The sequence below is a fragment of the Sphingobacterium sp. G1-14 genome (genome assembly GCF_002196555.1).
GTDB classification, from domain to species: Bacteria; Bacteroidota; Bacteroidia; order Sphingobacteriales; family Sphingobacteriaceae; genus Sphingobacterium; species Sphingobacterium siyangense.
Map to the genome: position 1 here is coordinate 5,956,233 of NZ_CP021381.1, position 26,088 is coordinate 5,982,320.

Sequence of the window (26,088 nt, forward strand, 5' to 3'; positions counted from 1 at the left end):
CTCCCTCACCGGTGTTACATGAAGATGCAATTTATTGCAAAGCTATTAATTCTTTCAAAATTAATGTCATTTTAGGTTCCGCTTTCTCCGCAACAGCGACAATTTCCTGCAACGAGACAGGTTTAAGTTGTTCATGAAAGCCCTCATCCGTAACAACAGAAATAGCAAATACCGGAAGAGCCATATGATTAGCGACAATAACTTCAGGAACGGTACTCATGCCCACTACATCGCCACCAATAAGCCGCATATAGCGATACTCAGCTTTTGTCTCCAAATTTGGACCTGCAGAAGAAACATAAACAACTTTTCGCGCAGCAATAGCATGTTTGGCTGCAATTTCAAGAGCCTGCTCGATCATCTTTCGGTTATAAGGCTCACTCATATCCGGAAATCGTGGTCCAAACTCAGCCAAATTTTGTCCGCGAAGCGGATTATCCGGCAATAAATTGATATGATCTTCAATAATTCCAAGGTCACCTTTTTTCACATCAGGATTCAGGGATCCCGCAGCGTTGGAAACAAACAATTTCTGCACCCCCAAAACCTTCATGATCCGGATCGGAAATGTAATCTGCTGCATATCATAACCTTCATAGTAATGCAACCTTCCCTGCATAGCGACCACATTGCGTCCGCTCAACTTTCCAAAAATAAGCTTACCAGAATGAAATTCAACAGTTGAAATAGGGAAATTAGGTATATTGGAATACATCAGCTGATACTCGACTTCAATTTCATCAACCAATTTACCTAAACCAGTACCTAGGATGATACCGAATTCTGGAGCAAAATCTCCAATTTTTCTACGGATAAATTCCGTAGTCTCATTTATGCTATGATACATACGTACAGAAAAACTAAGTATATCAAACTTAACTTAATTTTTCTGTACGTACAAATCAAAATCAATACTTGTATTTACATCTTCTCACCAATGGAGAAACTTTTTATAACCAAATTACATTAATTGTGGGACAATGCTTTTTCACTTGCTTTACCTGGAGAACTGATCAAAAGCATCACAAACGTGATAAAACCATTTATAATGATCAAATCCAATCCGATAACATACGGTGTGTACACCTCAATAACATAGGTTTTAAGCAAAAATAATACGGTAGGCGAAAGCACACAGATATAGGGCACAGCCTTATCCCGCACGGCATATTTTGTGAATATTCCAAAAACGAATAAGCCCAACAAAGGTCCGTACGTATAACTCGCCGCAGTAAAGATTGCATTGACGACCGAATCATCGTTGATCAGCTTAAAGACCAAAATAACCAACAACATCACAATGGAAAAACCAAAATGCACATAGTTACGCTGTTTGATCAGCGCTGGATCATTGGGATTTTCTTTTTTATTGAAGTTTAAAAAGTCTACGCAGAAAGATGTCGTTAGGGCAGTCAGCGCACTATCTGTCGTTGCAAAAGTCGCCGCCGTCAATCCCATCATAAAGATGATTGCAGGAACAATAGCCAAGTGGTTTAATGCAATTTCTGGATACAAATAATCACGTGTTGCCAGTTGAGTGACATCAATTCCGTTTTTGGCCGCGTAGATATACAACAAAGCACCGACAGCCAAAAAGAAAATATTAATAACCACAAATACACTTGTAAACGTAATCATGTTCTTTTGCGCCTCTTTAATGGTCCCCATCGATAAATTCTTTTGCATCAGATCCTGATCAAGCCCCGTCATTGCAATGGTCACAAAAATCCCTCCCAAGAATTGTTTCCAAAAATTTGCTTTACTGCCAACAAAATCATCCCAGAAAAAGATCTTAGAGTAGCTACTTTCTTTCACAGCCTCGAAAGTATCCACAATACCAAAATCTAATCCTTTTGCCATAAAATAAATGGAAAGAATTACTGCAGTCACTAAAAAGGTAGTCTGTAGGGTATCTGTTACAATGATCGTCTTTAAACCGCCCTTATTTGTATACATCCAGATTAACACCAAACATATAACAACCGTAATTGCGAAAGGCACATTCCAGGCATCAAAAATAAAATGCTGCAATACGATTGCCACCAAGTAAAGACGAAATGCCGAACCGATCGTACGGGAAACTAGAAAAATAGCAGCACCTGTTTTGTACGTGGTGTGCCCAAAACGTTCTTCCAAATAGGTATAGATGGAAGTCAAATTCATTCTATAATAGAGCGGAAGCAATACATAGGCAATAATGACAAAACCAACGGCGTTCCCAAGAACAAATTGAAAATAGCTAAATTCAGACGCACCGACTGCGCCGGGAACCGAAATAAAAGTTACACCGGAGAGCGCGGTACCGATCATCCCAAAGGCGACCATATACCATTTAGAGTTCCGGTTTGCGACAAAAAAAGTAGAGTTATCGGAAGCCCCCTTCGACGTGAAGTGAGCTACAGCAAGCAGAACTGCAAAATAGATTATTATAAAAGATAATAATATTACTGGTGACATAGTTTGTTTTTAAAATAGGTGATTTTTAGTAGGTTATACTCAATGGGTAGCCTGATAAGCTTCAATTGCCTGTCTTACATTACCAAATTGTTCAAGTAAAGCCGCAGCCTCTTCTTCCAGCGCCCCGGTTTGATCCATAATGATACGTACACCACGACCGACCAGCTTATGGTTTGACAATTGCATATCGACCATCTTATTCCCTTTTACCCTACCCAATTGGATCATCACTGCAGTACTGAACATATTTAAAACAAGTTTCTGTGCTGTACCCGATTTCATCCGCGTAGACCCAGTAACAAATTCTGGCCCAACAATGACTTCAATCGGATACTGCGCTACTTCAGCAATCGGAGAACCCCCATTACAGACAATACATCCTGTCACAAGTCCTTTCTCGTTTGCCGTTTTTAATCCACCAATAACATAAGGTGTAGTTCCTGAGGCCGCAATACCGATAACAACATCGTTTTCATCAATATCATACGCTTCCATATCTTTCCAGGCTTGCTCCAGATCATCTTCTGCAAATTCGACTGCTTTTCTAATTGCAGTATCACCACCAGCAATCAGTCCAATGATCCATTCAAATGGAACGCCGTAAGTCGGAGGTAATTCTGACGCATCCAACACGCCCAAACGACCACTTGTACCAGCGCCGATATAAAAAGTTCGACCACCAGCCTTCATTTTCTCCACAGTCACTTTGACCAATGCTTCAATCTGAGGGATAGCCTGCTCTACAGCAAGTGGCACAGATTTATCCTCATTATTGATATTTGTCAATAACTCATGCACAGACATCTTGTCTAAATCCTGATAATTCGAATCTTTCTCCGTTGTATTTACCATTATTAGTATATATTGTATTTCTTTATTTCAATAAATCGGGCACATCCACAAGTTGATACCCTTTCCCCTTTAATATGCTAATGATATCATCCAAATGATGATACAGTTTATCTTTCCGACGATCATCGGTTCCCATGTGAATCAATATCAGAAATCCATTGAGCCCATATCGAGTTTCGTAAGACCAGAGATTGTCGAGAATCGCTGCCGACGATACATAACGAGCCCCCATTTCTGGATAAGTATAATCAGCCGCAGTCCGTATTCCTGGTGTATAATTAATCGAATGTAGACCAACTACTTTTGCCCAATCGACTGTTTCACTATTATACCATTCATAAGAAGGAATATAATAGGACAGCTGCTCTCTTTGAACGCCCACGCGTTCCAGAGCTTTCAGATTTGCCTTTAGATCAGCGACAAAAGAGTCACGCTTCACCAAAAGAACATCCCTACTCCCCCAGTCACTCACCAGAAGATGTTTATCCGAATGCCCCGAAACCATATGACCATCGTTTAACATCTGACGGACATACGGCTCAAAATCTGGCGTTCTGAGATAATCACCTGTCAGGAAAAAAGAGCCTTTAACGCCATTATGTTTTAGACTCGTCAATATCTCAGCTGTACCTTCAGATAAATCATGACCAGTAAACACCAGAGCCACCTGCCGCTTTGTCGAGTCGCCCCGGACAATAGCTCCGAAAACATCCCGTGTTACTTTTTTCCGGTCGGCTCCTCCATTGCCTTACCCTCCTTTGAAGCCAACAAATAAATCAACGAAGCGGTACCATCCATTGTCGGCTCATTCGTACTATAATCTCCGTAGTCGTCATGATAGACCGCCAAATCACTTTGAAACTCCGCATAGCTATCCGGATTATTCAACTTGATACCGATCAGATTGCGATACGTGGATGCCATAATGGGCCCATCAACCAAACCGCCATCGATCGGATGCTTTCCAAGAAAGGTAAACGCCGAATGCGGATCAACAGGTGTATCGCCCCCAGATGGAAGACCATATACCATACTCGTGCCCCAAGGGTTCGTCCCAAATAACCAGTCAAAATTTGCTTGCGCTAGCTCATCAAAATGTGCATCTCCCGTCAATTCTTTATACCAGAGACATTGGATCGCAAAGGATACCGTTAAGTTGTTGCTACACCAGATAAAGGGAACTCCGCGAAAAAATGCATTTTTTTCGGCTCTCCGATTGACTTCCTCAATCCCCTGTTTATAATAGGAAACAATCTCCTCGCGATCTTGTCCTTTTAATCCTTTTGCCAACTCATAATGCCCAAGATTGATAAAAGGGTACCACTGATAATGTGCAGCAGTATCGCTTACCATCCAAGGTGTAATCTTTTCTTGCCGTGCGTAGCCTAAGGCTTCTCGTGCAAACTTTTCTTTTTTTGTCACCGAAAACCCCATTGCAGCGGCCAACTGCATATCGTCCACCCAATTATCTTCGGCATAAATATAAGGCGATTTCACAGAAACTGTCTGTGTCACGCCTGGTTTTATATTGGCATAAGCATAGGCCGTTTCCGATTTCTTCGAAAGCAGCTTTGCATATTTACCATCCTCTTTGTCAAACAACATCGCCCCCAGGCGAAAAGCACTACTAAATTTACCAGCAGTAGAGCTTGTCCCCGTCGTATTATTCATAAACTTACCACGCTGTTGTGGTTCGCCATCGATAAAATACACCGGTCTTTCAAATCCACGACCATAATAGGGATCTTCCTTTGGCATCCGCATGCTTGCATGATCCCGGTCGTCACCAATCTGATTGTACATTTGATTGGCTTTAGGATGCATTTTCAACAACCAATCCAAGCCCCATTTCGCTTCGTCCAGTACATCGGCACGACCGTTTTTTCCATCAAGACCATTTGCTTGCTTTAGATCACCAAACACCTTTGGAAAATCGCGGTAAGCCGCTAGCAGATGAAATGTCGCATTTGCCGACGTTGTCGCATATTGCAAATAATCAGAAGCATCGTGCCAACCTCCACCCGCATCGATATGGGAACTATCGGGAATACCAACCTTTCCTGCATAAAGCGCAAATCCATCATGTGTATGGCAGCTATCTTTCAGAAAAGGGTTAAACAATGTGCGTTGTTGCCGCATATAACGCAGTACAAAATCTGCCGCTCCTTTATAAACGTCTCGCGCAATTCGGAATGTTGGAGACTTCACATCTCCAGCCTGAACAAAAAAGCGTCCTGTATCCTGCATAGAAGAGAAATCCAAACGAAAGCTCTGAACAAAAGGACCATAAGCTCCATAATCTTTTCCAACAGGATGCACATAGACTGTTTTACCCGTTTCTGCATTTTTAATTTCAAAAGAACGAAGCTGCCTGATTGATTTCCCGCCCCATACCGCGACCTTCTTGCCCGCCGGAGTATAGCCCAATTGGTTTATTCTAATCCAAGCATTTTGCTGTGCTTTCGCAAAGTTACAAACAAAACATGCAAAAACAAGCAAAAAAGCTTGACGTAAATTTAAGAAGTTTAGACATTTTTTTATCATATCAAGGCATTTATTTTCAAAAAGATCAATTCAATCGATTGCTTAAAACTGTAATGAAACTATTTTGCCATCCATCGTACTCGCTATCACCGTATTTCTGCCATTTAGCGCTACAGGATTAACCATTCCATTGGATATTTTATATTGCCATACTACCGCGCCTGTTTTTGCGTCAACCCCGGATAGCAAACCCGAATGACTCGGCACAAATACCAACTTGCCATTGGAGGTAATTGCAGAAGGCGTCAATTCGTAGGGCAATTTAAGCTTGGACTTCCAGGCAACATCCATGCTGTTCCCAGCAACTGAAATACCTAAAAGATCGCCGTCCATCGTCTTCACATAAACCAATTTATGATCTGCAGCCAGCCCCATAGACTCGCGCACCCGAATGGTATCTTTCTTTTCCCGCCAAATGACCGCCCCCGTTTTCGCATCCAGTGCTGTCATAAAACGATCCGGCGCAACTACAAAAACACGATTATTTACGCCCACGGGATTACATGCCGCCGCCGAAAACATCCGATTAGCCTGTCCGTTATTCCATTCCCAGGACAGCTTACCTGTATTGACATTCAAAGCATAGAATCCATTACTCCAGGAGCCAAAAATTACATTTCCCAAATAATACGTTGGCAGGGTCGATACAAATCCTTTGACCTGATCAAAACTCCATTTTACAACCCCAGTCTTGATGTCCAGTGCGCTAAACTTACCATCCGAACCACCGATAAAAGCCACGCCATTATGTAGCAGGGGCGAACCCAAAACCGCCTTTTCAGTCTGTACCTTCCACAACAACTTGCCATTACGGGCATCTACCGCATAAATTGCATGATCCGATGATCCCGCCACGACAATCCCTTTCCACACAGCTGGCGTAGAATAAACTTTACCACCGGTGCGAAATGCCCATAGCTTTTTACCCGTTTTTAAATCAAGCGCAAAGATATCGCCAGCGGTATTTGATGTAATCACGCTATTTTTGTAAACAGCTAGTCCCGCCCCAATATCACTAGCATCTTCAAACGTCCAATTGACTTTAACCTGATCTGCATATTTTGCATTCACAGCATAACTTGGTCTCGGGTAGCTTACCGTTTCATTTTCATAATGATGATTAAATAGAGGGACAACAACCCAAGATTTCTCCTGCATCCCTACACCGGGATTACGCTCCTGATAACTCGCTTTACCATCGGCGATGGTCACAATATTATAGCCGCCAACCGCTTTATTCGCACGCAGGTTAGACCGCCCCATTACCCCCGGAATTCCTTCCCAATCGTATAATTTATTGGCATGACCATGTCCGCAAAGCGCCAATTGAACATTCCGCGTTTTAACTCTTTTTAAAGCGTCAAACCAGTTATTTAGCGAAGAATCCTGTGGATAATGATTAATATAGATCAATGGCAACTGATTATCCGGATTCGCTGCAAAAATGGAATCCATCCAGACCAGGTTCTCACGAGGAATCTGACCAGGGCTCATACGCATATTTGGTCCTGAATTGGTTCCAATGAATGCGTAACCTTTATGCTTAAAGAAAAAGGTTTCACCACCAAAAACGGTGCGAAATGTATTGGCTCCATTTTCAGACCAATTTCCATCGTGATTTCCCGGAATCACATACCAGGGCAGCTGCAAACTATCTAAGATGCGCTTTGCAAGCTTCAACTCATGATCAGCGCCAAACTCGGTGATATCCCCAGAAAGTATAACGAAATCAATATCTTTCAATGTATTCAGGTCCTTTACAGTACGTCGCAAATCCTCCTCTCCTGTTGCACCACCGACATGCGTGTCTGTTACGTGGGCAAATTTGAAGGACTGCTGCGCCATCACAACGTTAAAAACGCAGGATAATGCAATAAAAAAGGTGATAATTGGAAACCTCATGCGTAATGTTTTCTTAAAAATAGCGTTTTTATGCATAATAATAAAATAAAAATGCGTTTTTATGCAAAGTATTTTAGATATAGATTTAGGTTTGTTTTCGACAGCCTCGGCTATCATGGACACAAAAAAGCCTTGTCTAAAAACATAGACAAGGCCTCATAATATGTGGATTAAATTACCACCCTTTAGTTTGTGTTAATTTATACCCTCTTTGCTCATAGTCAACAATTTGCGCTTTACCCACTGGAGCTAAATAAAATTTATCATCCACGGCATTTCTATTTGCTGCATTTTGAACCACTATAAAACCAACCATATCGGCAGCATTAGAACCATTATAAGTCACTACGGTTCCATCCACTTTCCTCACTTTGGTGACGCCAACATAGTTAGATTTTAAGAAATCCGGGGCCTGCTTTGCTACATCAACCCAAATTCCCGTGAAATAATCCGTACTTTTCGAAAAGTCCATATAACCCAGCTTTTTCCATCTCTTTAAATCCAGCAATCGCGAGTATTCAAACACGAATTCCATCCGGCGCTCACGACGTATTTCCCACATTAGCGGTGTTACATCTGCATCTCTAGCTGGATCATTAGCAATTGAACCAATCTGTAACGGCGCAGTCTTTGTCACTCCTTTAGCTATAGCAACCTCGTCAAGCGGCCTATTTCTTACTGCATTGATTGACTTATCGAGATCTGTTTGTGTAACAGCTGCACCACCAAAGTTTTCGGCTAAAATTTGCTTTGCTTCAATCCAGTTTAACACAACTTCTCCATAACGTATAACAGGAGCGTCTGATGTATTGGTATTTGAATTCCACTTAGCATAATCAGGATTTGCACTTGTTATCTTATAACCATTGCGAGCGACATACTTTGTTCCATAGACAAATGTTGAAGCCTTGGAGTTCAAATCCGTATCAAAGGAAGCCTCAAAACGTGGGTCACGAGAGGTCGCCAACTTGCTTAACGAAAAATCCGTCGCACTAGCGAGTGATGATGAAGAATAAGGCTTACCATCAACACAGATAAATTCCTTGATCAATTTTAAATTTGGAGCTGTGGCCTGTGCCTCAACGCCATTTTGATAAGATCCGATTGCATGCAGCACACTAACGGATGCATCGTATTTACGATACATAATCACTTCTTTGTTGGTAGCTAAATCCTGGGAAGAAAACAAACTTTTGAAATCAGCAGTAAATGAATACTTACCTGAACTCATAACAACCTCCGCTGCACTTTGGGCAAGCTCCAAATATTTCTTTGCTCTTGCCTGATCAAGACCGTGGTATTTCTGCCAAGAACCTTCAAACAACATCAAACGTGATATAAAAGACGCTGCAATATACTTATTCAACACATTTGCACCATCATCGGCTTTCATATTCTGTAATACATATACAAAGTCATCGTACACATGATCCATCACGACACCACGATTATCACGATCTTTATATTGCGTATCAAAATCAGAAGCAGCTACTTCAGATTCAAAATATGGAACATCCCCGAAAACAGAGACCAACCTCGAATACTCAAAAGCTTTAAAGAATTTCGCAACAGCAGTCCAGTGATTATATTGAGCCGTGGTTAAGTTCGGCTTAGCAATAGTCTCTATTCTATTCAAGAAAATATTGGATTTGCGAACCCACGAATAATTCCATGTGGGACCAGCATACGTATCAAGCCATGCCGCAACTTCAGATGTGGATGAACGCGTATCAGGTATAGCATTTTCAAAATTAGCTTGTTGACCACTAAAAGTCAAATCGTCTGAAAAGGTATACCCCCTTACTGGCGTATAATCCGTCGTAAAGGAACTATTGTAGCCGTTGAAATATTGCGTATAAAAACCGTTCGCAAATAACCTCAGGTCATTTTCATCCCTCCAATAAAGCCCCGAACCATCTGTAATCTGATCCAAAGACGGGCGATCTAACAAGCTGTTACAGCTTGACAACACCATTGAGGAACCTAATAATATATATAAGAATTTTGTTTTAATTTTCATGATAATTTCAATTAAAATGTCAATTGAACGCCAAAAGAAGCAGATTTGAACGTTGGCGTTCCAACACCAATACGGCCACTATTGTAATTATTCAAGCTCTGATCAACAAACATATTCACCCCAACAACAGCTTCAGGGTCGATAGGCAAGCCATTAAGTTTATCCCATGTAAAGAAGTTTTCCAAAGCAGTGTATATACGTAAATTGCTTACTCCGATTCGACTCAACGTTCCCTTCGGAAGAGTGTAACCCAAGGTTAAGTTCTTAATACGCAAATAGGACATATCCAACAAATAGCGACTTTGTATCTGCATATTATTAATATTGTCTGTTCCACCGTTGCTGTATGCTGCTGGATAAAATGCGCCCGTATTATTTTCAGTCCAATAATCTGAAGACATAACTGCAGGCATTGCTCCATCTGATGCATTAAAGCCGGCCTGTGCCAAGAACCCTTTTCCCCAAACTTGACGGCTACCTACACCTTGGAAGAACGCAGAGAAGTCAAAGCCCTTGAAATCAGCCCCTAAACGAAATCCATATTCATACCTCGGCGTCGAATTACCGATCACAGAAAGGTCACCATGATCTGAAATTGTCCCCTTTCCGTTATCTATAGCACCATCTCCGTTTAAATCCTTAAACTTAACATCACCGGGACCATAAAGGAAGGTAGATGAATTTTGAACCCAAGATTGGTAAGCTCCATTTGGATCAGACAACTTGTTCATTGTCTTACCATTGACGGTTGTCGTAACTAGTTTTCCATTTTCATAAACGAAATCACTTTTTTGATACAGACGATCCGTTTCATAACCCCAAATTTCACCGAATGTCTTACCGTTATAGTATCCATCCACTAAAGTTGTTGTACCGTATTCTGTGATGACAGATTTTGCATCCGATACGTTTGCACGTAGATTAATCCCCAAACCATTTTCGAAACGGTGGTTAAAATCAACTGCTAGCTCCCAACCTCTCGTACGTAAAGCGCCAAAATTACCTTTAGGAGCCTCAGCACCAAAAGTCGCAGCAACACCTTCCATCGGCACTAGCATATTTTTAGTATCGCGTTGATACCAATCGAATACAAGCCCCAGTTTATTCTTGAGGAATCTTGCGTCAAGTCCAAAATCCAAGGTCTGGATATCTTGCCAGCCCACCTGAGATAAAACGGCGGCAGGAGATCCTACATACCAATCCTTATTTCCTGAGCTGTTAATCCAGTTAGATTGGGCATTCGTCATATAACTTGTATACAAATTGTTCGGAACAGCCTGATCTCCAATCGAGCCCCATGAACCGCGGATTTTAAATTGATTTACGAACTCACGTGACCAGTCCATAAAAGATTCTTGCGATACCACCCAACCTGCAGAGAACGACGGATACCATTTCCAGCGCAAGCTTGTCGGAAATTTAGACGATCCATCACGACGTAAATTTGCTTCAAACAAATATTTATCCTTATAAGCATAGTTCACCCGGCCAAAAAAACCAATCTGAGATTCCCATTTTTTATAACCGGAACCAGTCACTGTTCCCGATCCAAACGTTAATTGTGGATTCTTGATATCCAGCAGGTTTGTAATTTGTGTCCAAGAATTTTCAGTTTGTTCCGCGACACGGTTTAAACCTGCCATAAATTTAAACTCATGCCCACCATCCAAGCTCAAATTGTAAGTAGAGAAGGCATTGATCGTATGGCGCAAGAAATTCTCATCTTCCTTACGGTAATGGTCAGGATTAGAGCCTGCAGCTGTATATTGGAAATAATCTAGATCATATGCAGCCATCGCTCCCGCAGCAGATGCGTCCACATAGCTTCCATTTGCATCGACATACATCTGGTTTCCATTTGCATCCTTTTTCGCTACTGGATTTCCCCAGGAATTGCCTGCCGTAAAACGTGTACCCGGCTTATTCCAGATCATCTCCTGATTGGTCAATGTGTAATCAAAATCCAATTTCCAATTCTTCGTGAAATTTACAGTAGCACCACCATTGAAATTCATATAGTTTTTTAACTGGCTCGCCACGTTTGCCGCACCAGTCTCATAAGCTGGACTACGAATTGGGTCCCCGTCTCCATCATTTCCAAACGGATACAGCGAACTCCAACGGTACATATATAACCATGGATCTGCTGTTGTCGAATTCGTTGCATACGGATATTGTTTATTCGTACGGGAATAAATAGCTCCTGCCCTCGCTGTAATGTATTTGTTAATCTCATGAGAAACCCGTACTGAAGCATTATATCTCGAGAACTTGTCCGTATTAGTCTTCAACATACCAGACTGATCAAGCAACCCTAATCCTACATTATAAGAAGTTTTACCTGACTTACCCGATAGCGATAAATTATGTTGTTGTGTAGGAGCCCATTCACGAACCATATAGTCATAAGGATCATACGTACGTACGCCATATTTATAACCTGTTGCAGGATCATAATACCAGTCACGTCCATACAACGTTGGATCATCTTTACCGACCGAGCTACCATATTTATCCTGCCATTCAACCGATTTTTGATAACTTTCTTCATTTATTTTATAGAAAGCTCCAGTAAAATTGCTACCAACGCGCAAAGCTGCATCCAACGAATATCTCAACGCATCAACCGTCCCCATTTCGTATTTCTTGAATGGGTTTTGAAAGGAGAAATTATTAGAATAATTTACTGACACCTGATCAGTTTTAGCTCCCTGTTTTGTTGTAATTAAAATAACACCATACGCGGCTTTAGCTCCGTAAATAGATGATGCTGCGGCATCCTTTAAAACTGAAATAGATTCAATATCATCGGGATTCACAATATTGATACTCGGAATCTCCACATTATCCAGTAATATCAATGGATTATTGGATCCAGTTATTGAACCTATTTGACCGCGAATTTTGATCGTTGGATCAGATCCCACCTCTCCACTCGGGATAACGATACTCAATCCTGGTGTCGTACCCTGCATGGCACGTCCTGCATCAGCAATAGGACGTCCTTGCATTGTCTCTTTGATATTAACTGACGCAACAGCACCTGTTAAGTTACTCTTTTTCTGCGTACCATATCCAACAACAACGACTTCATTCAACGTTTGATTATCATCGACCAAAGTTACATTTAGCGAATTCGAAGTCACAGGAACCTCTCGTGTAATATAACCTACGGATGAAAAACGCAACTTGCTCCCCACGGCAGCTGTAATTTTAAAATGCCCCTGCGCATCGGTCTTCGTTGATGCATTACCACCAATTACAGACACGCTTACTTCAGAGACTGGACCTTTTCCATCCGTTACAGTACCTTGCACTGTATTTTGAACCGCACTTTTTGCAGAAGAACTTAAAAGAACGCTTGTTGAATTAACGTTCTTCAAAGAGCCTTCCTTTTTTGTAAAAGAATAGGATTCAGAAGGAAAACTCAATCCAAGAGCAACAGAAAATAGTACAAATTTTCTCATTGATTATAGAGTTTTAAAATAAATGATTCTAGTTAATATTGTTAGTTATTGCTATTCAAAATCAGTATATAACAAATACTTCTTACGCATTTGTTTATAGTTTTTCAAGTCATCCGACCAGGAAGCGCGAATCTGTGCCTCGGATTTACCTGCAAGAATCTGCTTACGCAACTGATCAGTGCCTGCGAGCTTGTCAAAAAATTCAGGCCTCGCAAAGAAAGTCGATTTATCAGGCGTCTTTTGATAAAAATCCAGGACATATTTTAGTGTGAATTTTTGCTTTTCAGGATCCAGGGCACGTAGATCTATACCATAATTCGTCGCACCTTTCCCCTCCACATGCTTGGACATACCATGACGTTCACCCGGAGTAAACGTAAAGGAGCCGTACACCGGATTTGTATACCCCAAAACCTGGAATGGCCAATCCGTCCCACGCCCTACCGAAATATCAGTTCCTTCGAAAAGGCATAATGAAAGATACAATCGTACAGAAAGCTGATTGGGTAGACTTGGTGAAGGAATTACCGGCAAATCGTACATCGTTTTGTGATCCCAGTTTTGTACTTTTACAACCTGCACATCTGCCTGACGACCATTTTCCAACCAGTGTTCCCCATTGATCATCTGTGCCAACTCACCAATTGTCAAACCGTGGATCATTGCTATTTTATGCCAAGAAACATCGGATTTAAACTTATCGTCATGCCTTACTGGACCGTCGACCTGATCTCCATTCGGATTTGGGCGATCTAATACAATTAATTTTTTGTTATGCTTTGCACAAAGCTCCATCACACGATGTAAGGAAGTGATATAAGTGTAAAAACGCGCTCCGACATCCTGTAGATCGAAAATCATAACATCGATGGAATTGACAATCGAATCCTGTTTCTTATTTCCACCATATAATGTAAATAGTGGTAAACCTGTTTTCTGATCAATATCATTTCCAAACTTCTCGCCACGCTCTACATTACCACGGAAGCCATGCTCAGGAGCAAAGGCAAATTTTAAGTCAACGTTATTATCCATTAAAACATCAACGAGATGTTTTTTATCCGACCCAACAATAGATGTCTGATTCCCCATCACCCCTACTTTTTTACCTTTTAATTGCGGTAGATACAAGGCTAACTGATCTGCCCCTGGCACAACAACCTTGTTCGTTATATCACCAGAAATGCTGTTTCCTGCTTTTTCATTAGTCCGAACAGACTTCAACGAACTTCCACAAGAAATACAGGTGACAATCGTAACCAAAAAGGTCAAATTTAGTACGGTAGTTTTCATCATAAATAGACTTTTAGCTCATGCATAAATGCAGTTTTATGCATGAATAATTGAAAATCAGAATAAAAGTAAGTAGAACTTTTCGTTTTTAAAACTAAAAACTACACAAAAACGCAAAAGAAAGTAAGTGTTCACTTATACAATAAGCAGACAGAACTAGCAAAATTGATTAATAAACAATAAACAATTTGTTTTAAAAAAAATATGAAAAGCTAATTATCAGAACTTTACTATAAAACAAAACAAAGGATAAAGAAATAGAAAGTGTACAAATAACAATATATTGTAACATATAAGATACAATTAACACATCATTAACAACACAGCAAAATACAGCAAATCAGCAGGATCAATACGATTACCTTCCAATAAACAATAGCTATAAAATACATTCGCTCAACATCAGCTGTTAATCCGACAGGCATCAAAAAAAATATCACACCTACCTAAGGGAGCGGATTCAATTTTAAGTCAGTCAAATTTTTTCTCAAGTTATTCATAAATTTATCTCCCGGATCATCTTTACCCGTGATATAATTGGGATCAGTTTCTTTCCACCAACTTGTTTTCTTAAAACGCTGATATTCATGATGACCCAATACAAATTCGATGGGATATTTTTTACTGAGATAGCGGATCAGTTCTTCATTAGCTTTTAGCTGCGCATCGGTCAACGGGTTCTGACGGCTACCTATATTCTCAATACCGATCGCGCAATAATTGAGACCTATCGTATGCCGCGCAAAAATAGAATCGGGCAGAAACTGGTAAATAGTCCCATCCCGATCAATGACAAATTGCGAAGACACGTTCAATGGACTGGCCTTGGTCAGTTCCGGACGCCCCGGAAGCCGTACGGGATTAAAGGTGTTAAAAGTTGCCTTTACACTGTTATTGGCCGTCCAATGTACCACCACCATTTTAGGATGGATAATCGGTGTTGACTGCGTCAGACCATGTCTATTTTTCAAATAATCCAAAGACAGCTGAATACGTTCTTGATTCCAAGTAATCGGTTTTTGAACAATCTTGGGTGATTGTGCAAATCCTACAGATGCCAACAGCAACGCAACAGCTGTCGTTAAATAATTAGTGAATTTCATACGTTAAAATTACAAAAACAAAGCCGTTAAAAAACGGCTTTGTACAATACATATTTTATATTATTCGGCAATATCCCACCATACTGGATAAGACCAAATATCATCACTTAAAGCATTAGGATGTGATGCCATTAGGCTTTGCGCATTGTAGTTGATCTCATGCGACACTTGTCTAACACGTCTAAATTGTTTACCATCGGGTATTTTAGTTTTCGCGGCCGCTGTAACCGTGTACTCATAGGGAACGCTCCAGCCAGGATATACATTAGCACTAAAATCATAACGTCGCATATCATTCCAGTTCTGTTGCGTAAAAGACATCGCTATAAACTTTTGTGTCATAATTTTCGGCAGTGTAATATCTGCAGCAGTTCCAATACCTTTATTGATAAATTCATCAATTTTACTTTGAGCCATTGGAGATTTGCTCTGATTGACGTTGCCATAAGTAGCCAACTTAAGATTCATTAAGTCAATATGCCCTTGTATAGCAGTTTTATAAGCAGCAAAAGCACCTGCCTTATCACCTTTTTTAAATAACACCTCCGCTTTAATAAAATTCATTTCAACAGATGTTAAGAGATGAGTCGGTGCATCGGGTCGCGAATAAAAAGTTCCACTTGCAGCAACAACACCGTCGTCCCATTTATAAATATCCGGTGTTTTCTCGGCCTTTGCATTCGAGGTGCTCCTAAACGAAACATATACGGTGTCACCCCAGCGGGCAGTGTTCGCTGAATTGATATACCAACTATGCGGAGCCACCGAACGATTATTACTTTCAATAGCAACATCTTTCGCGTTATATGAAGCCACAATAGGACCAGATTTCATACGGATATCAGACTGCATATCAACCCCTTTAGAACGTACCATTTTCTTCGGAATACCATATTCCGCCCATGGAATCAACTTATCTGCCCTCGGATCTTCGACATTTTTGTTATCAAAATTGGTCAATAAATTCTCATACCATTTGGTCACCAAAATATTGGAATTCATCCCCACATTATCATAAATAATGGAAGTCTTAACTGGATCTGCAAACAAAATATCGCCAAGATTATCCCCCTGTACGTCAACATGATTTACAATTGTACTTTCATTAATGGCTAATGGCGCATTATTTAATGCAGCCAAAATATCATCAGGCTTGTACAAACTTGATTTTTTCGATAAGTTATTTAACCAGCGCGCTTTTACTCCATAACACATCTTTATCCATTTCGAAACATCCCCACCGTTCCAGCTATCTCCCGCAGACAAAGCCGTCGCTGTGGCAGGTTGCTCCATCTTGAGATAAGCAATAGCTTCATCAATTTCCTTTAGGCAACCTTCAAAAATAGTTTTTCCATCATCAAATTTGGGGGTGATAACATCTCCCAATGCCTCTGTATAAGGCATTTCCCCATACCAATCTGTCATCAGCATAAAACCCATGGCACGAATTGCCTTCATCGCACCAATATAATGATAGGCATTTTCTGCTTTGGCTTTTACCTCTAAATCAGAGAAATTGGCCCCTGCTCCCACAAAAAAGAACTGATAAGGTGTCGTCGACATCCCTGCAATGGGGTTCCAACCAGCAATCATACTGTTGGAAGCGGTACCATTCGTAAAACTCAACTGTTGTGTCACATAACCCGCACGCGCCCCAGCAGTACCTTGCGCATATAAATAATAATGCTGAATCCATGCCAATCGACTATCAACCGATGCTACCGTACTAGAAGGTGTATTGGGATCCACATTGATATCCAACCAACCCTTGCTACAGGAAGAAAGACTAGCCACCCCTATCACCAAAGCCAATAAATATTTTGATTTTTTCATAATGTGCTTAGAATTTTAAATTAACACCAAAAGTTACACCTGCAGTGCTCGGCACTCCATTATAATCAATACCAACAGAACTCGAACCTGTCACTCCCGATCCTGCTGCACTAGCCTCTGGATCCAATCCTTTATAATTAGTCAAAAGCCATAAATTCGTACCTGTCAGCGTCGCGGTCAACCCTTTAATAACTTTGGAAACATTAGATTTTTTAAGCAAAGAATTTCCGAAATCATAAGAAACGGAAACAGTGCGTAATCTCAGCCAATTGGTTTTCGTCATAAAATTGGCACTTTCTTTTATATAATGTACCCCCCAATAGTCTTGAATGATCTTTTTACCACTTGTTTGCGCCCCACTCACCAGATAAGATTCATTTGCATTGAATGTAAATGTTTTATCCTCATAAACTGGAGCTGCAGCTGTCCCAGTATTCACAACACCAGACAATGTCAATTCATCACGTTCCAATGTACGCATGCTCAACCCATTAAGTGTCATCGCATAATCTGTTCCGTTATAAATATCACCGCCAATACGATAGTCCAACAAAAATGAGAGGTTGAAATTTTTGTAGGTCAAACTATTATTTAAACCGCCAATTAATTTCGGCTCCCGATTACCGATATTATACGTCGTCGCATTATCACTAGTTGGCATACCTGTATTGGCATCAAGGATCAACTTACCATCCGGAGTGCGCGCATATTTTGATCCAGAAATACCCATAAAGCTTCCACCATTGAATGACGCAGCCTTAGCATTACCAACTTGCACATCCGTTACATAAAGAATGTCCACGCCAGAAATCAGGTTATCTACTGTCCCCTTATTCCGAGACATATTTAAGGTAACATCCCATTCAAAATTTTCTCTTTTTATAGGTTTACCCGTTAATGAGAGCTCCATACCTTTGTTGTAAATATCGCCCGCATTGACCGAGACAAAAATATAACCCACAGACTGTCCTAAACGTGGTGAAAGGATCTGATTATACGAATTATTGGTGTAATACGCGTAATCTACGCCCAATCGACCGTTTAAGAAACGTAGTTCAGCCCCAACTTCAAAAGATCCTGTAGTTTCTGGTTTAAGATTTGGATTCCCTTTTGTCCAGCTATTTCCTGTTCCAATAATTCCGCCTAGAGATTCTCTAGGTGTCCACAGATAGGTATTAGTAGCATATGGTGTAGCGTCCTTACCTACACGGGCCCAAGAGGCACGCAACTTACCAAAGCTCAGCCAATCTAGCCCTTTATCTTTCAACAGCTCCGTAAAAACAAAACTTCCTCCCACAGATGGATAAAAATAGGACTGATTTGCAACCGGAAGCGTGGATGTCCAGTCATTTCGACCGGTTACATTTAAGAAAAGGAAATTTTTATAGGAAGCCCGTAATTCACCATATAGGCCATATAACCTCTTCTTGGAGGTAACTTCATCAAAAAGCTTATTTGCTTTATCAATATTTCCAAAACTATAGAAGTTATTAACGACAAAATCATATCCCATCCTTCTATTTGTATTCACCTTGGTCTCTTCAGCAAAATAACCGACCATGGCACCTAAATCAAAATCACCGATTTTCTTATTAAAGTTGGACATTAAATTGGAAGACCAATAGTTGAATTTCAAATCATTCTCAGACATCATACCGTTTTGCCAAAGTTGTTTAACAGCTCCGTTTTCGGCAATTAATGTAGAGTTTTTAGTTAAATAACTATCCATCCCAACACGATAAGATACATTCCACCAATCGAAAATATTCATATTGGCATTAATACTTCCTGTGATCCTTTCTGTATTATCGGTTAATTTATTTCTATTTATCGTCCAATAAGGGTTTTCAACATCATCCTGAAGTTCCTGCAAACCTTCGAACATCCGATATTTGGTTCCATCATCATTCAGATATTTCTTCATATCATCACTTCTCGACCAGCCGTAAACTGAAGAAATTGCTCCAGCTCCCCCAGAACCATACAGCCCCGCCGAAGTTAAAGTCTTATCGGTATTGGCTAAAGTATAGGCCACATTGGCTCCTACACTTAATTTCCCGAATTTTTGATCACCATTAAAGCGAAAAGCCGTTTTTCCATAACCAGTTTCTGGGATAATACCCTGCTGATCAAAACGAGATCCTGACAAATAAAAAGATCCATTCTTATTTCCCCCGGTAACATTGACTGTATTGTCAAAAACGGTAGCCGTCCGAAAAAAGTCCCCAACATTATCATAAACTTCTTCCCCTGGCTTGAAAGCTTCTCCCCAAGATTGTGTTGTATAGTTATCTAAAGTCCCAGCGCTGTTATAGTACCCACGCTTGTACTTACCTTGTTGTTCAGGCAAACGATTAGCCCAATTTGCAGAAAAACGACTCGAAAAGCCTATTTCAACACGCCCTTCACTACCACGTTTCGTCGTAATAACAACCGCTCCAGCCGCTGCACGTGAGCCATATAACGCCGCTGCTGCAGGGCCTTTTAACACAGAAACATTTTCAATATCTTCCGGATTAATATCCATGACACGGTTGCTATTGGAAGTTGACGTAGCCTGCATTCCATCAAATCCACTATTCCCTCCAATGGGTGTTGAATTATCGTAGATAATACCGTCGACAACAAATAAAGGTTGGTTATCCCGCTCTAGCGAAGTACCACCGCGAAGGATAATCTGCGCACCTGCACCTGCTGCTCCCGAAGATTGTGTTACGTTTACCCCCGCAATCTTACCGGCCAATGAATTGACCACGTTGGCGGTCTTATTCTTCATCAACTCATCCGATTTAATATCCTGAACGGCATAACCGAGTGCTTTTTTTTCCTTCTTAATTCCCATTGCCGTCACAACCACCTCTTCAAGCGCCTCCTCACTGCCAGAAAGCGCAACATTGATCGTTGCATTTGTCCCGACTAATTGTTGTCTTTCTTGAGAGCCCACTGCTCTAAAAATCAAAATATCACCTGGCTCTGCATTGATGGTAAAACTTCCATCGGGCTTGGTTTGTGTACTGACAGATTTACCTTTGATGCTCACGGTTACATTAGGCATTGTACCACCATCAGAGGCATTCGTCACTTTACCCGTTACAGTTTTGGTCTGTGCCCATAAACTGGTTGACAGCATCACCCCTGAACAGAATAAGAGAAATTTTTTATTCATGGTTTTTAGTTAGTTGTTAATAATTTTCCATAACGGGCGGTTCCAACCCTAGGTTTATATCAATTACTACACAATAGTATGAAAAGCTTCCTATTTTTGCAAGCTTATGCGTAATTATTTGAAAAAGAAATAACAATAAACACATTAACGCACAATCTGACAACAAAAAAGCCATCAATCCACATGAAAACAGATGCAAAAACGCACAGCACAGCAAAATAAAAACAAAAACATCTTATAAAAGCATTTAGCAAGACCTTTTCACCGCATTTAAGAGCAAAAAACAAACATTAGCACAACAAAACCACCAACAGCATGCATCATCCAACACACAACAGCGTGCTTATGCAAGGAATTATTCGATTTACACCGCCACTTTAAACTAATTAATAGCTATTGTATTCGGATATTACCCGGCTCTTCTTCCGTCTTTCTTCGGTGCTTCTTCGGTGCTTCTTCGGTACTTGTTCGGTACTCCTTCGGTGCTTCTTCGGTCTCTACCGAATAAAGTCCGACTAAGTTCCGTTTAAGCTTCGTTGTAATTCCGAAAAAAAATCGAACTTAATATTGACCAATACCTATTTATTTTGTAACTTAAAGAAAAATCAATAGCAATTAACTTAATATTATGGCAGTCATTAAAAACGGTGCCAATGGCACGCTTTCGGGCAAAGCAGGATCAGTCGTGTTTGTTACCAATGGAAATACAACCTATGCAAGGAGCCTACCAAAGAAAACCAGAAAAAAACCTTCTGCAGATCAAATTCAATCAAGGTCGCGTTTTTCCCTCATCCAGAAATTCATCTCTCCAATGCTAGGCTTATTAAGGATCGGATTTAAAAACTATAACCCCGATAAAAAGGCCTATAGTAACGCCATGTCCTACAATCTCAATCATGCGATAGAAAAAACCGCAACTGGCCATGCCATCAATTATGAAAACTTTCGCGTGAGTAAAGGGACCCCCAATCCGATTTCCACCTACACATTTCAGGTAGATAAAGAGACAAAAACATTTACACTCACCTGGGAATACGACGCAAATACCGCATCGCAATATGACATTAGCTCAAGTAATTGTCGTTTGCTGTTATACAATCCCGATGAGTGCGCTTTCACAAATGAAAGCATGAATCCCCTGACGCATAAAACACAGACAGCCACCCTAACCCGACAGCAGACCGTCGGCAACTACCATGTCTATGTATTTTTCTACAAAACAGACGGAAGCGATCAATGCACAGACAGTAAATATCTAGGAACATTTGAATGGTAAGAAAGGGAAGAAGACCTAAGAGCTCAGACTGATCTTCACATCAAAATGCGCTGTGATATAAGCTTGCTGCTCGGCAGAGTCCGTTTCCAGATCGTGAATAGCGCGATCCCTTTCTTTGTCGACCTCCATCTTCACCACACAGCGGTAGAAACGAAATACATCTTTTTCGGTCTCCAATATTAACCTTGGCACCCGGGCAGGCTTGCCTGTTTCATCTTTTGCCACCATCGTAAAGTAAGAGGAATTACAATGCTTGGTTTCACCCGTCTGAATATTCATGGCTTCGACCCGAATACCGACTTCCATGGAAGAGTTACCTACATAATTCACAGAAGCGATCAATGTCACCAATTCACCCACCTCAATAGGCTTCAAAAAATCAACCTTGCCAACTGACGCCGTTACACAATAATGTGCAGAAAATTTGGACGCCACAGCAAATGCGATCTGATCCATCAATGATAAAATATATCCGCCGTGTATTTTACCACCAAAATTAGCATTCGAGGGCAACATCAGCTGTGACATCCGGATCACAGAGTCGCTTACCGTTTTATAGATTTCTTCCATACCTATAAATTTACCTTGCATAGATTACAATTCAAAACAAAAAAGGGATATCTAAAATTCAGATATCCCTTTTTTAAGTGTTGATACAACAACTCGTTATTTTATCTTCTCAGCGATATAAGGCCCTTCGTTGCTCAGACGGTCAACAGCTTTTACCGCAACATACTGCAGTTTTTTGTTGTTCAATGCCGCTGGAATGTCCTTACTTGTAACCCCCGGATCCAGAATCTCATATTGCCATACCCCACCGTAGTTGAGATATAGTACCCATTTTGAAACCTGATCAATTTGCTGGTGCTGCCATTTCGCAAAGATATTGCCCCCTTGAGGAGTCAGTAGCAAAGTCGGTTTCAACAAAGGATTTGCATTCAACCAAGGACTTGTTGGCACCAATGCTTTCACCTGATAAGGACCATTCACCAAAGCTTGTGTCATGGCCGGGTTTTTGGTCAGTCCCGCCAAACTCCAGTGGATTACACCTTCCCGGTTATCAGGCAATAGTGTACGTGCTGCCTCCACTTGATTCACAATTTCCTGAACATATTCCGGACCACGTCTGCCAACCGTATTGATGCCCGGCCAAAGGTGGCGCCCCAACGTATTTTCACTTTCCCACCATTTTAACAAAGCCGTATAACTCTGTTTGGCTGGCTGTATAGGCCAATACAACTGCGGAGCAAAATAGTCTATCCAGCCTTTGTTCAACCATAATTTAGCATCTGCATAAAGCATGTCATACTGGCTAGACCCCTGAATTCCTGACGGATAACCAGGTTTCCAGATACCAAAGGGACTGATACCGAATTTCACAAAATTCTTCTCTTTCTTAATATCCTTATAGATACGTTCGATAAAGGTATTTACACTATTTCTACGGAAGTCTCCGCGCGATAGATCCCCACCATTACGTTTGTATTCATTGTAACTATCTGAATCCGGAAAATCCTGGCCACCATTGTATTCCGCGTAAGGATAGAAATAATCGTCGAAATGCACACCATCGATATCATAACGTTTGACAATATCCATAACCACGCGCGCGGCGTGATCCTGTGTAGATTTTTTGGATGGATCAAACCAATAATAGCCCTGTTTCAATTTAACAACCGACTCGGGCATTTTGCGCGCCATGGAAGCTGAAGTAACGGCGCCGCCAGCGGTATGGTGGGCACGGTAGGGGTTCAACCAAACATGAAGTTCAATCCCTCTTTTATGCGCCTGCTCCACCCAAAAATCAAGCGGATCGTAATAAGGAGAAGGTGCTTGCCCCTCTGTACCGGTCAAAAAGTACGACCAGGGCTCAAGATCACTTTTATAAAAAGCATCGGCTGATGGGCGTACCTGAAAAACAACAGCATTAAAATTATTATTTTTCAAAAAATCCAATATACCAATCGCTTCCTGTTGCTGCTCGGCCGTACTCAGGTTGTTTTTGCTCGGCCAATTGATATTTGCAACAGAGGCCACCCAAGCTGCACGAAACTCGCGCGGTAACACCGGAAGATCGACAACGATTTCCTTCTTCTTTTCTGCAACTGGCTGTTCTTTTGTTTCAATTGTATTTTTCACCCGTTCCCGCTTAGGTACCGAAGGCGGATCTTTTTTTACAATTTCGACAGTTGTAGTTGTGGTATTGACAGGCTCCTGTTTTTTATTTTTCTTGGATGAACAAGAAGATAAAACAAAAAGTGCTGCCGCTAAAAATAATAGGGAACGTTTCATCAATCTATAGAATAGTGTTTTTTCAAAAATAACTAACGAAGATACGGATAATATTAGTCAATCTCGGTCTGTCGGTCAATCTTCTCCGAAATGGATCAGCGCTTTAGCTCTCCTTTGAAGATCACCTGCTCCAGCTTAAAGTCGTCATTAAAGACAATAACATTCGCCATACTTCCATGATTGAGATTTCCGATATCACCTCTATTTAAAAGATTTGCGGGATACAGCGTAGCCATTCGGATCGCTTCATCGCGTGGTATACCCACCTTTTGCACAGCATTTTTCACCCCTTCGAGCAAAGAGATTGCAGCCCCTGAAATGGTACCATCAGGCAAAGCATAATATCCATCGTTCAACACATGCTGATAAATATCTTTATCGCAACTGGCTACAGCATCAGTAATCATAAACAGCCGCTCACCCATCTGACGTTTCGCAATTTTTACCGCTTCAAAGCTTACATGATGTCCGTCGACAATAATACTTGCCTGTGCCGTCGGATGATTAAAAATTGCACCGACCAACCCAACTTCGCGATGATGTAAAGGCGACATTGCATTAAACAGGTGGGTGCTTGTTGGAATCCCCAAATCATAACCATGGGTACCTGCCTCAAAAGTAGCATCACTATGCCCCGCACTGAGCAGCAAATTATAGCTCTGCAAATACTTTAAGACATCGTCCGTTATACATTCAGGCGCTATGGTCATCATCTTGACAACCTGATTTCCTGCCAAAAGATCGTCAATCTTTTCCTTCGTAGGCTCGATAATTAATTCCGCAGGATGAGCACCCCGTTTTTTAGGATTCAAGAAAGGGCCTTCCAAATGCAATCCTAAAAATGCATCATGTCGGAAACCTTCTGCCACCCGAATGGCATCTTTAAATACAGGGATGGTATTGGTCGCCAGGGTCATCATAAAAGAAGTCGTACCTTTACCGACCAAACCCTCGGCGATGCGTTCCAAAGAGGCTACACTACGCTCGGCGGAATACAAGTCCGATCCGTCACCATACAATTGAAGGTCAATCAGCCCAGCGCAAATATTAGACCCGTTAACTGGATAACTGGTATAATCTGCAGGCACCTCCTGATCACTGACAATCGCTATAATTTTACCTTCGCTGATCAGCAATGCTTTTTGTTCCAAAATCGACTCACCAGTGTATATTCTGCCTCCAATTAATGCTATCTTATTCATATAATTTTTTTTCGTTTACCAAGTTACCAAAATTCAAAAAAATCCGTCCACTTGTACAAGATTTTGTTTTATCGTCTACCGAGAGTTCCTTCAAAGTTTTTGATCTTTTCATTTTCACTTTCTAATTTACTGTTGTAACTTAGTTCCATGTACTTTTTTAGAAAGCGTAACGTCGATCGCCCCTCAAATGGCAGCATAAAAGCTATGCATATTATTAATGCAACGGCCATTATTGTCTTTTTATTGGGCCTGATCTACAAAATATTTTTTACATCCTAAACACTGTTATCCATGTCAAAAAAAGAAATCTTAAATACCGACAAAGCTCCTGCTGCAATTGGCCCCTATAATCAGGCTATCAAAGCCGGTAATACATTATATGTCTCTGGACAAATTCCATTGATTCCCGAAACAATGGAGTTAATTTCATCTGGAGTTAAAGACGAAGCGCACCAGGTACTGAAAAATGTTGAAGCTATCCTGACACATGCGGGATATACTTTTGAAGATGTTGTCAAAGCTTCGATTTTCTTAAGTGATATGGGCAATTTTGCATTAGTCAATGAAGTATATGCGGAATATTTTAAAGAAGCGCAGCCTGCACGCGAGTGTGTTGCGGTCAAAACTCTTCCCAAGAACGTCAATGTCGAAATTTCAGTGATTGCCTGGAAAGATTAATCC

General features: G+C 40.9%; 18 protein-coding genes. 3 read left to right on the plus strand and 15 right to left on the minus strand.

Annotated elements, in window-relative coordinates:
- Positions 1-31: 31 nt before the first annotated feature.
- From CBM24_RS25560 to CBM24_RS25610, 12 genes are all read right to left on the minus strand, one after another.
- Positions 32-847 carry a purine-nucleoside phosphorylase gene (locus CBM24_RS25560; protein ID WP_088163213.1) on the minus strand — a complete coding sequence of 272 codons (816 nt, stop codon included), beginning with the start codon at positions 845-847 and terminating at the stop codon, positions 32-34.
- 119 nt (positions 848-966) lie between these two features.
- Positions 967-2,457, minus strand: a complete 1,491-nt coding sequence (locus CBM24_RS25565; protein ID WP_088163214.1) for a sodium:solute symporter — start codon at positions 2,455-2,457, stop codon at positions 967-969.
- 39 nt (positions 2,458-2,496) lie between these two features.
- A complete protein-coding gene (gene murQ, locus CBM24_RS25570; RefSeq protein WP_088163216.1) occupies positions 2,497-3,309 on the minus strand; it encodes an N-acetylmuramic acid 6-phosphate etherase in 813 nt (270 codons plus the stop codon).
- A gap of 22 nt (positions 3,310-3,331) precedes the next feature.
- On the minus strand, positions 3,332-3,976 hold the full coding sequence (locus tag CBM24_RS27855) for a polysaccharide deacetylase family protein (protein WP_232475634.1): 645 nt from the start codon (positions 3,974-3,976) through the stop codon (positions 3,332-3,334).
- Positions 3,977-4,026: 50 nt separating this feature from the next.
- The gene (locus CBM24_RS25575) at positions 4,027-5,853 is read right to left on the minus strand and encodes a glycoside hydrolase family 9 protein (RefSeq protein ID WP_232475635.1); all 1,827 of its coding nucleotides are present in this window, start codon (positions 5,851-5,853) and stop codon (positions 4,027-4,029) included.
- Positions 5,854-5,895: 42 nt separating this feature from the next.
- Complete coding sequence (locus tag CBM24_RS25580; protein ID WP_088163799.1) at positions 5,896-7,755, minus strand: PQQ-binding-like beta-propeller repeat protein; 1,860 nt, start codon at positions 7,753-7,755, stop codon at positions 5,896-5,898.
- 175 nt (positions 7,756-7,930) lie between these two features.
- Positions 7,931-9,775 carry a RagB/SusD family nutrient uptake outer membrane protein gene (locus CBM24_RS25585; protein ID WP_088163217.1) on the minus strand — a complete coding sequence of 615 codons (1,845 nt, stop codon included), beginning with the start codon at positions 9,773-9,775 and terminating at the stop codon, positions 7,931-7,933.
- 11 nt (positions 9,776-9,786) lie between these two features.
- Positions 9,787-13,242 carry a SusC/RagA family TonB-linked outer membrane protein gene (locus CBM24_RS25590; RefSeq protein ID WP_088163219.1) on the minus strand — a complete coding sequence of 1,152 codons (3,456 nt, stop codon included), beginning with the start codon at positions 13,240-13,242 and terminating at the stop codon, positions 9,787-9,789.
- A 51-nt stretch (positions 13,243-13,293) separates the two neighbouring features.
- Entirely contained in the window at positions 13,294-14,538 is a 1,245-nt protein-coding gene (locus CBM24_RS25595; RefSeq protein ID WP_198386000.1) for an exo-beta-N-acetylmuramidase NamZ domain-containing protein, read from the minus strand.
- A 443-nt stretch (positions 14,539-14,981) separates the two neighbouring features.
- Positions 14,982-15,638 (minus strand): N-acetylmuramoyl-L-alanine amidase, encoded by a 657-nt coding sequence (locus CBM24_RS25600; RefSeq protein ID WP_088163220.1) that lies wholly within the window; start codon positions 15,636-15,638, stop codon positions 14,982-14,984.
- A gap of 60 nt (positions 15,639-15,698) precedes the next feature.
- A complete protein-coding gene (locus CBM24_RS25605) occupies positions 15,699-17,471 on the minus strand; it encodes a SusD/RagB family nutrient-binding outer membrane lipoprotein (RefSeq protein ID WP_088163221.1) in 1,773 nt (590 codons plus the stop codon).
- A gap of 7 nt (positions 17,472-17,478) precedes the next feature.
- A complete protein-coding gene (locus CBM24_RS25610) occupies positions 17,479-20,637 on the minus strand; it encodes a SusC/RagA family TonB-linked outer membrane protein (protein ID WP_088163223.1) in 3,159 nt (1,052 codons plus the stop codon).
- Positions 20,638-21,265: 628 nt separating this feature from the next.
- On the opposite strand from CBM24_RS25610, the gene CBM24_RS25615 reads away from it, so the two are divergent.
- Positions 21,266-21,913, plus strand: coding sequence for a DUF6266 family protein (locus CBM24_RS25615; protein WP_088163224.1), 648 nt, complete (start codon positions 21,266-21,268; stop codon positions 21,911-21,913).
- A gap of 15 nt (positions 21,914-21,928) precedes the next feature.
- On the opposite strand, the gene CBM24_RS25620 is transcribed toward CBM24_RS25615, so the two are convergent.
- From CBM24_RS25620 to nagA, 3 genes are all read right to left on the minus strand, one after another.
- On the minus strand, positions 21,929-22,483 hold the full coding sequence (locus tag CBM24_RS25620; protein WP_088163803.1) for an acyl-CoA thioesterase: 555 nt from the start codon (positions 22,481-22,483) through the stop codon (positions 21,929-21,931).
- 96 nt (positions 22,484-22,579) lie between these two features.
- The gene (locus CBM24_RS25625) at positions 22,580-24,205 is read right to left on the minus strand and encodes a glycoside hydrolase family 10 protein (protein ID WP_088163225.1); all 1,626 of its coding nucleotides are present in this window, start codon (positions 24,203-24,205) and stop codon (positions 22,580-22,582) included.
- A 95-nt stretch (positions 24,206-24,300) separates the two neighbouring features.
- The gene (gene nagA, locus CBM24_RS25630) at positions 24,301-25,407 is read right to left on the minus strand and encodes an N-acetylglucosamine-6-phosphate deacetylase (RefSeq protein WP_088163226.1); all 1,107 of its coding nucleotides are present in this window, start codon (positions 25,405-25,407) and stop codon (positions 24,301-24,303) included.
- A 147-nt stretch (positions 25,408-25,554) separates the two neighbouring features.
- Here nagA and CBM24_RS28000 point away from each other — a divergent pair, with 147 nt between their 5' ends.
- Together CBM24_RS28000 and CBM24_RS25635 are read left to right on the plus strand one after the other, a co-directional pair.
- Positions 25,555-25,686, plus strand: coding sequence for a DUF6728 family protein (locus CBM24_RS28000; protein WP_317042022.1), 132 nt, complete (start codon positions 25,555-25,557; stop codon positions 25,684-25,686).
- Positions 25,687-25,698: 12 nt separating this feature from the next.
- Positions 25,699-26,085: a RidA family protein gene (locus CBM24_RS25635; RefSeq protein WP_075994494.1), complete on the plus strand. Its 387-nt coding sequence runs from the start codon at positions 25,699-25,701 to the stop codon at positions 26,083-26,085.
- Positions 26,086-26,088 lie beyond the last annotated feature (3 nt).

Bases quoted from the DNA above. Each gene is read 5' to 3' on its own strand.
- CBM24_RS25610 (WP_088163223.1), bottom strand. From the start codon at position 20,637: ATGAATAAAAAATTTCTCTTATTCTGTTCAGGGGTGATGCTGTCAACC.
- nagA (WP_088163226.1), bottom strand. From the start codon at position 25,407: ATGAATAAGATAGCATTAATTGGAGGCAGAATATACACTGGTGAGTCG.
- CBM24_RS25585 (WP_088163217.1), bottom strand. From the start codon at position 9,775: ATGAAAATTAAAACAAAATTCTTATATATATTATTAGGTTCCTCAATG.
- CBM24_RS25615 (WP_088163224.1), top strand. From the start codon at position 21,266: ATGGCAGTCATTAAAAACGGTGCCAATGGCACGCTTTCGGGCAAAGCA.
- CBM24_RS25575 (WP_232475635.1), bottom strand. From the start codon at position 5,853: ATGATAAAAAAATGTCTAAACTTCTTAAATTTACGTCAAGCTTTTTTG.
- CBM24_RS25625 (WP_088163225.1), bottom strand. From the start codon at position 24,205: ATGAAACGTTCCCTATTATTTTTAGCGGCAGCACTTTTTGTTTTATCT.
- CBM24_RS25605 (WP_088163221.1), bottom strand. From the start codon at position 17,471: ATGAAAAAATCAAAATATTTATTGGCTTTGGTGATAGGGGTGGCTAGT.
- murQ (WP_088163216.1), bottom strand. From the start codon at position 3,309: ATGGTAAATACAACGGAGAAAGATTCGAATTATCAGGATTTAGACAAG.
- CBM24_RS25620 (WP_088163803.1), bottom strand. From the start codon at position 22,483: ATGGAAGAAATCTATAAAACGGTAAGCGACTCTGTGATCCGGATGTCA.
- CBM24_RS25600 (WP_088163220.1), bottom strand. From the start codon at position 15,638: ATGAAATTCACTAATTATTTAACGACAGCTGTTGCGTTGCTGTTGGCA.
- CBM24_RS25590 (WP_088163219.1), bottom strand. From the start codon at position 13,242: ATGAGAAAATTTGTACTATTTTCTGTTGCTCTTGGATTGAGTTTTCCT.
- CBM24_RS25565 (WP_088163214.1), bottom strand. From the start codon at position 2,457: ATGTCACCAGTAATATTATTATCTTTTATAATAATCTATTTTGCAGTT.
- CBM24_RS25560 (WP_088163213.1), bottom strand. From the start codon at position 847: ATGTATCATAGCATAAATGAGACTACGGAATTTATCCGTAGAAAAATT.
- CBM24_RS28000 (WP_317042022.1), top strand. From the start codon at position 25,555: ATGTACTTTTTTAGAAAGCGTAACGTCGATCGCCCCTCAAATGGCAGC.
- CBM24_RS25595 (WP_198386000.1), bottom strand. From the start codon at position 14,538: ATGATGAAAACTACCGTACTAAATTTGACCTTTTTGGTTACGATTGTC.
- CBM24_RS25580 (WP_088163799.1), bottom strand. From the start codon at position 7,755: ATGAGGTTTCCAATTATCACCTTTTTTATTGCATTATCCTGCGTTTTT.
- CBM24_RS25635 (WP_075994494.1), top strand. From the start codon at position 25,699: ATGTCAAAAAAAGAAATCTTAAATACCGACAAAGCTCCTGCTGCAATT.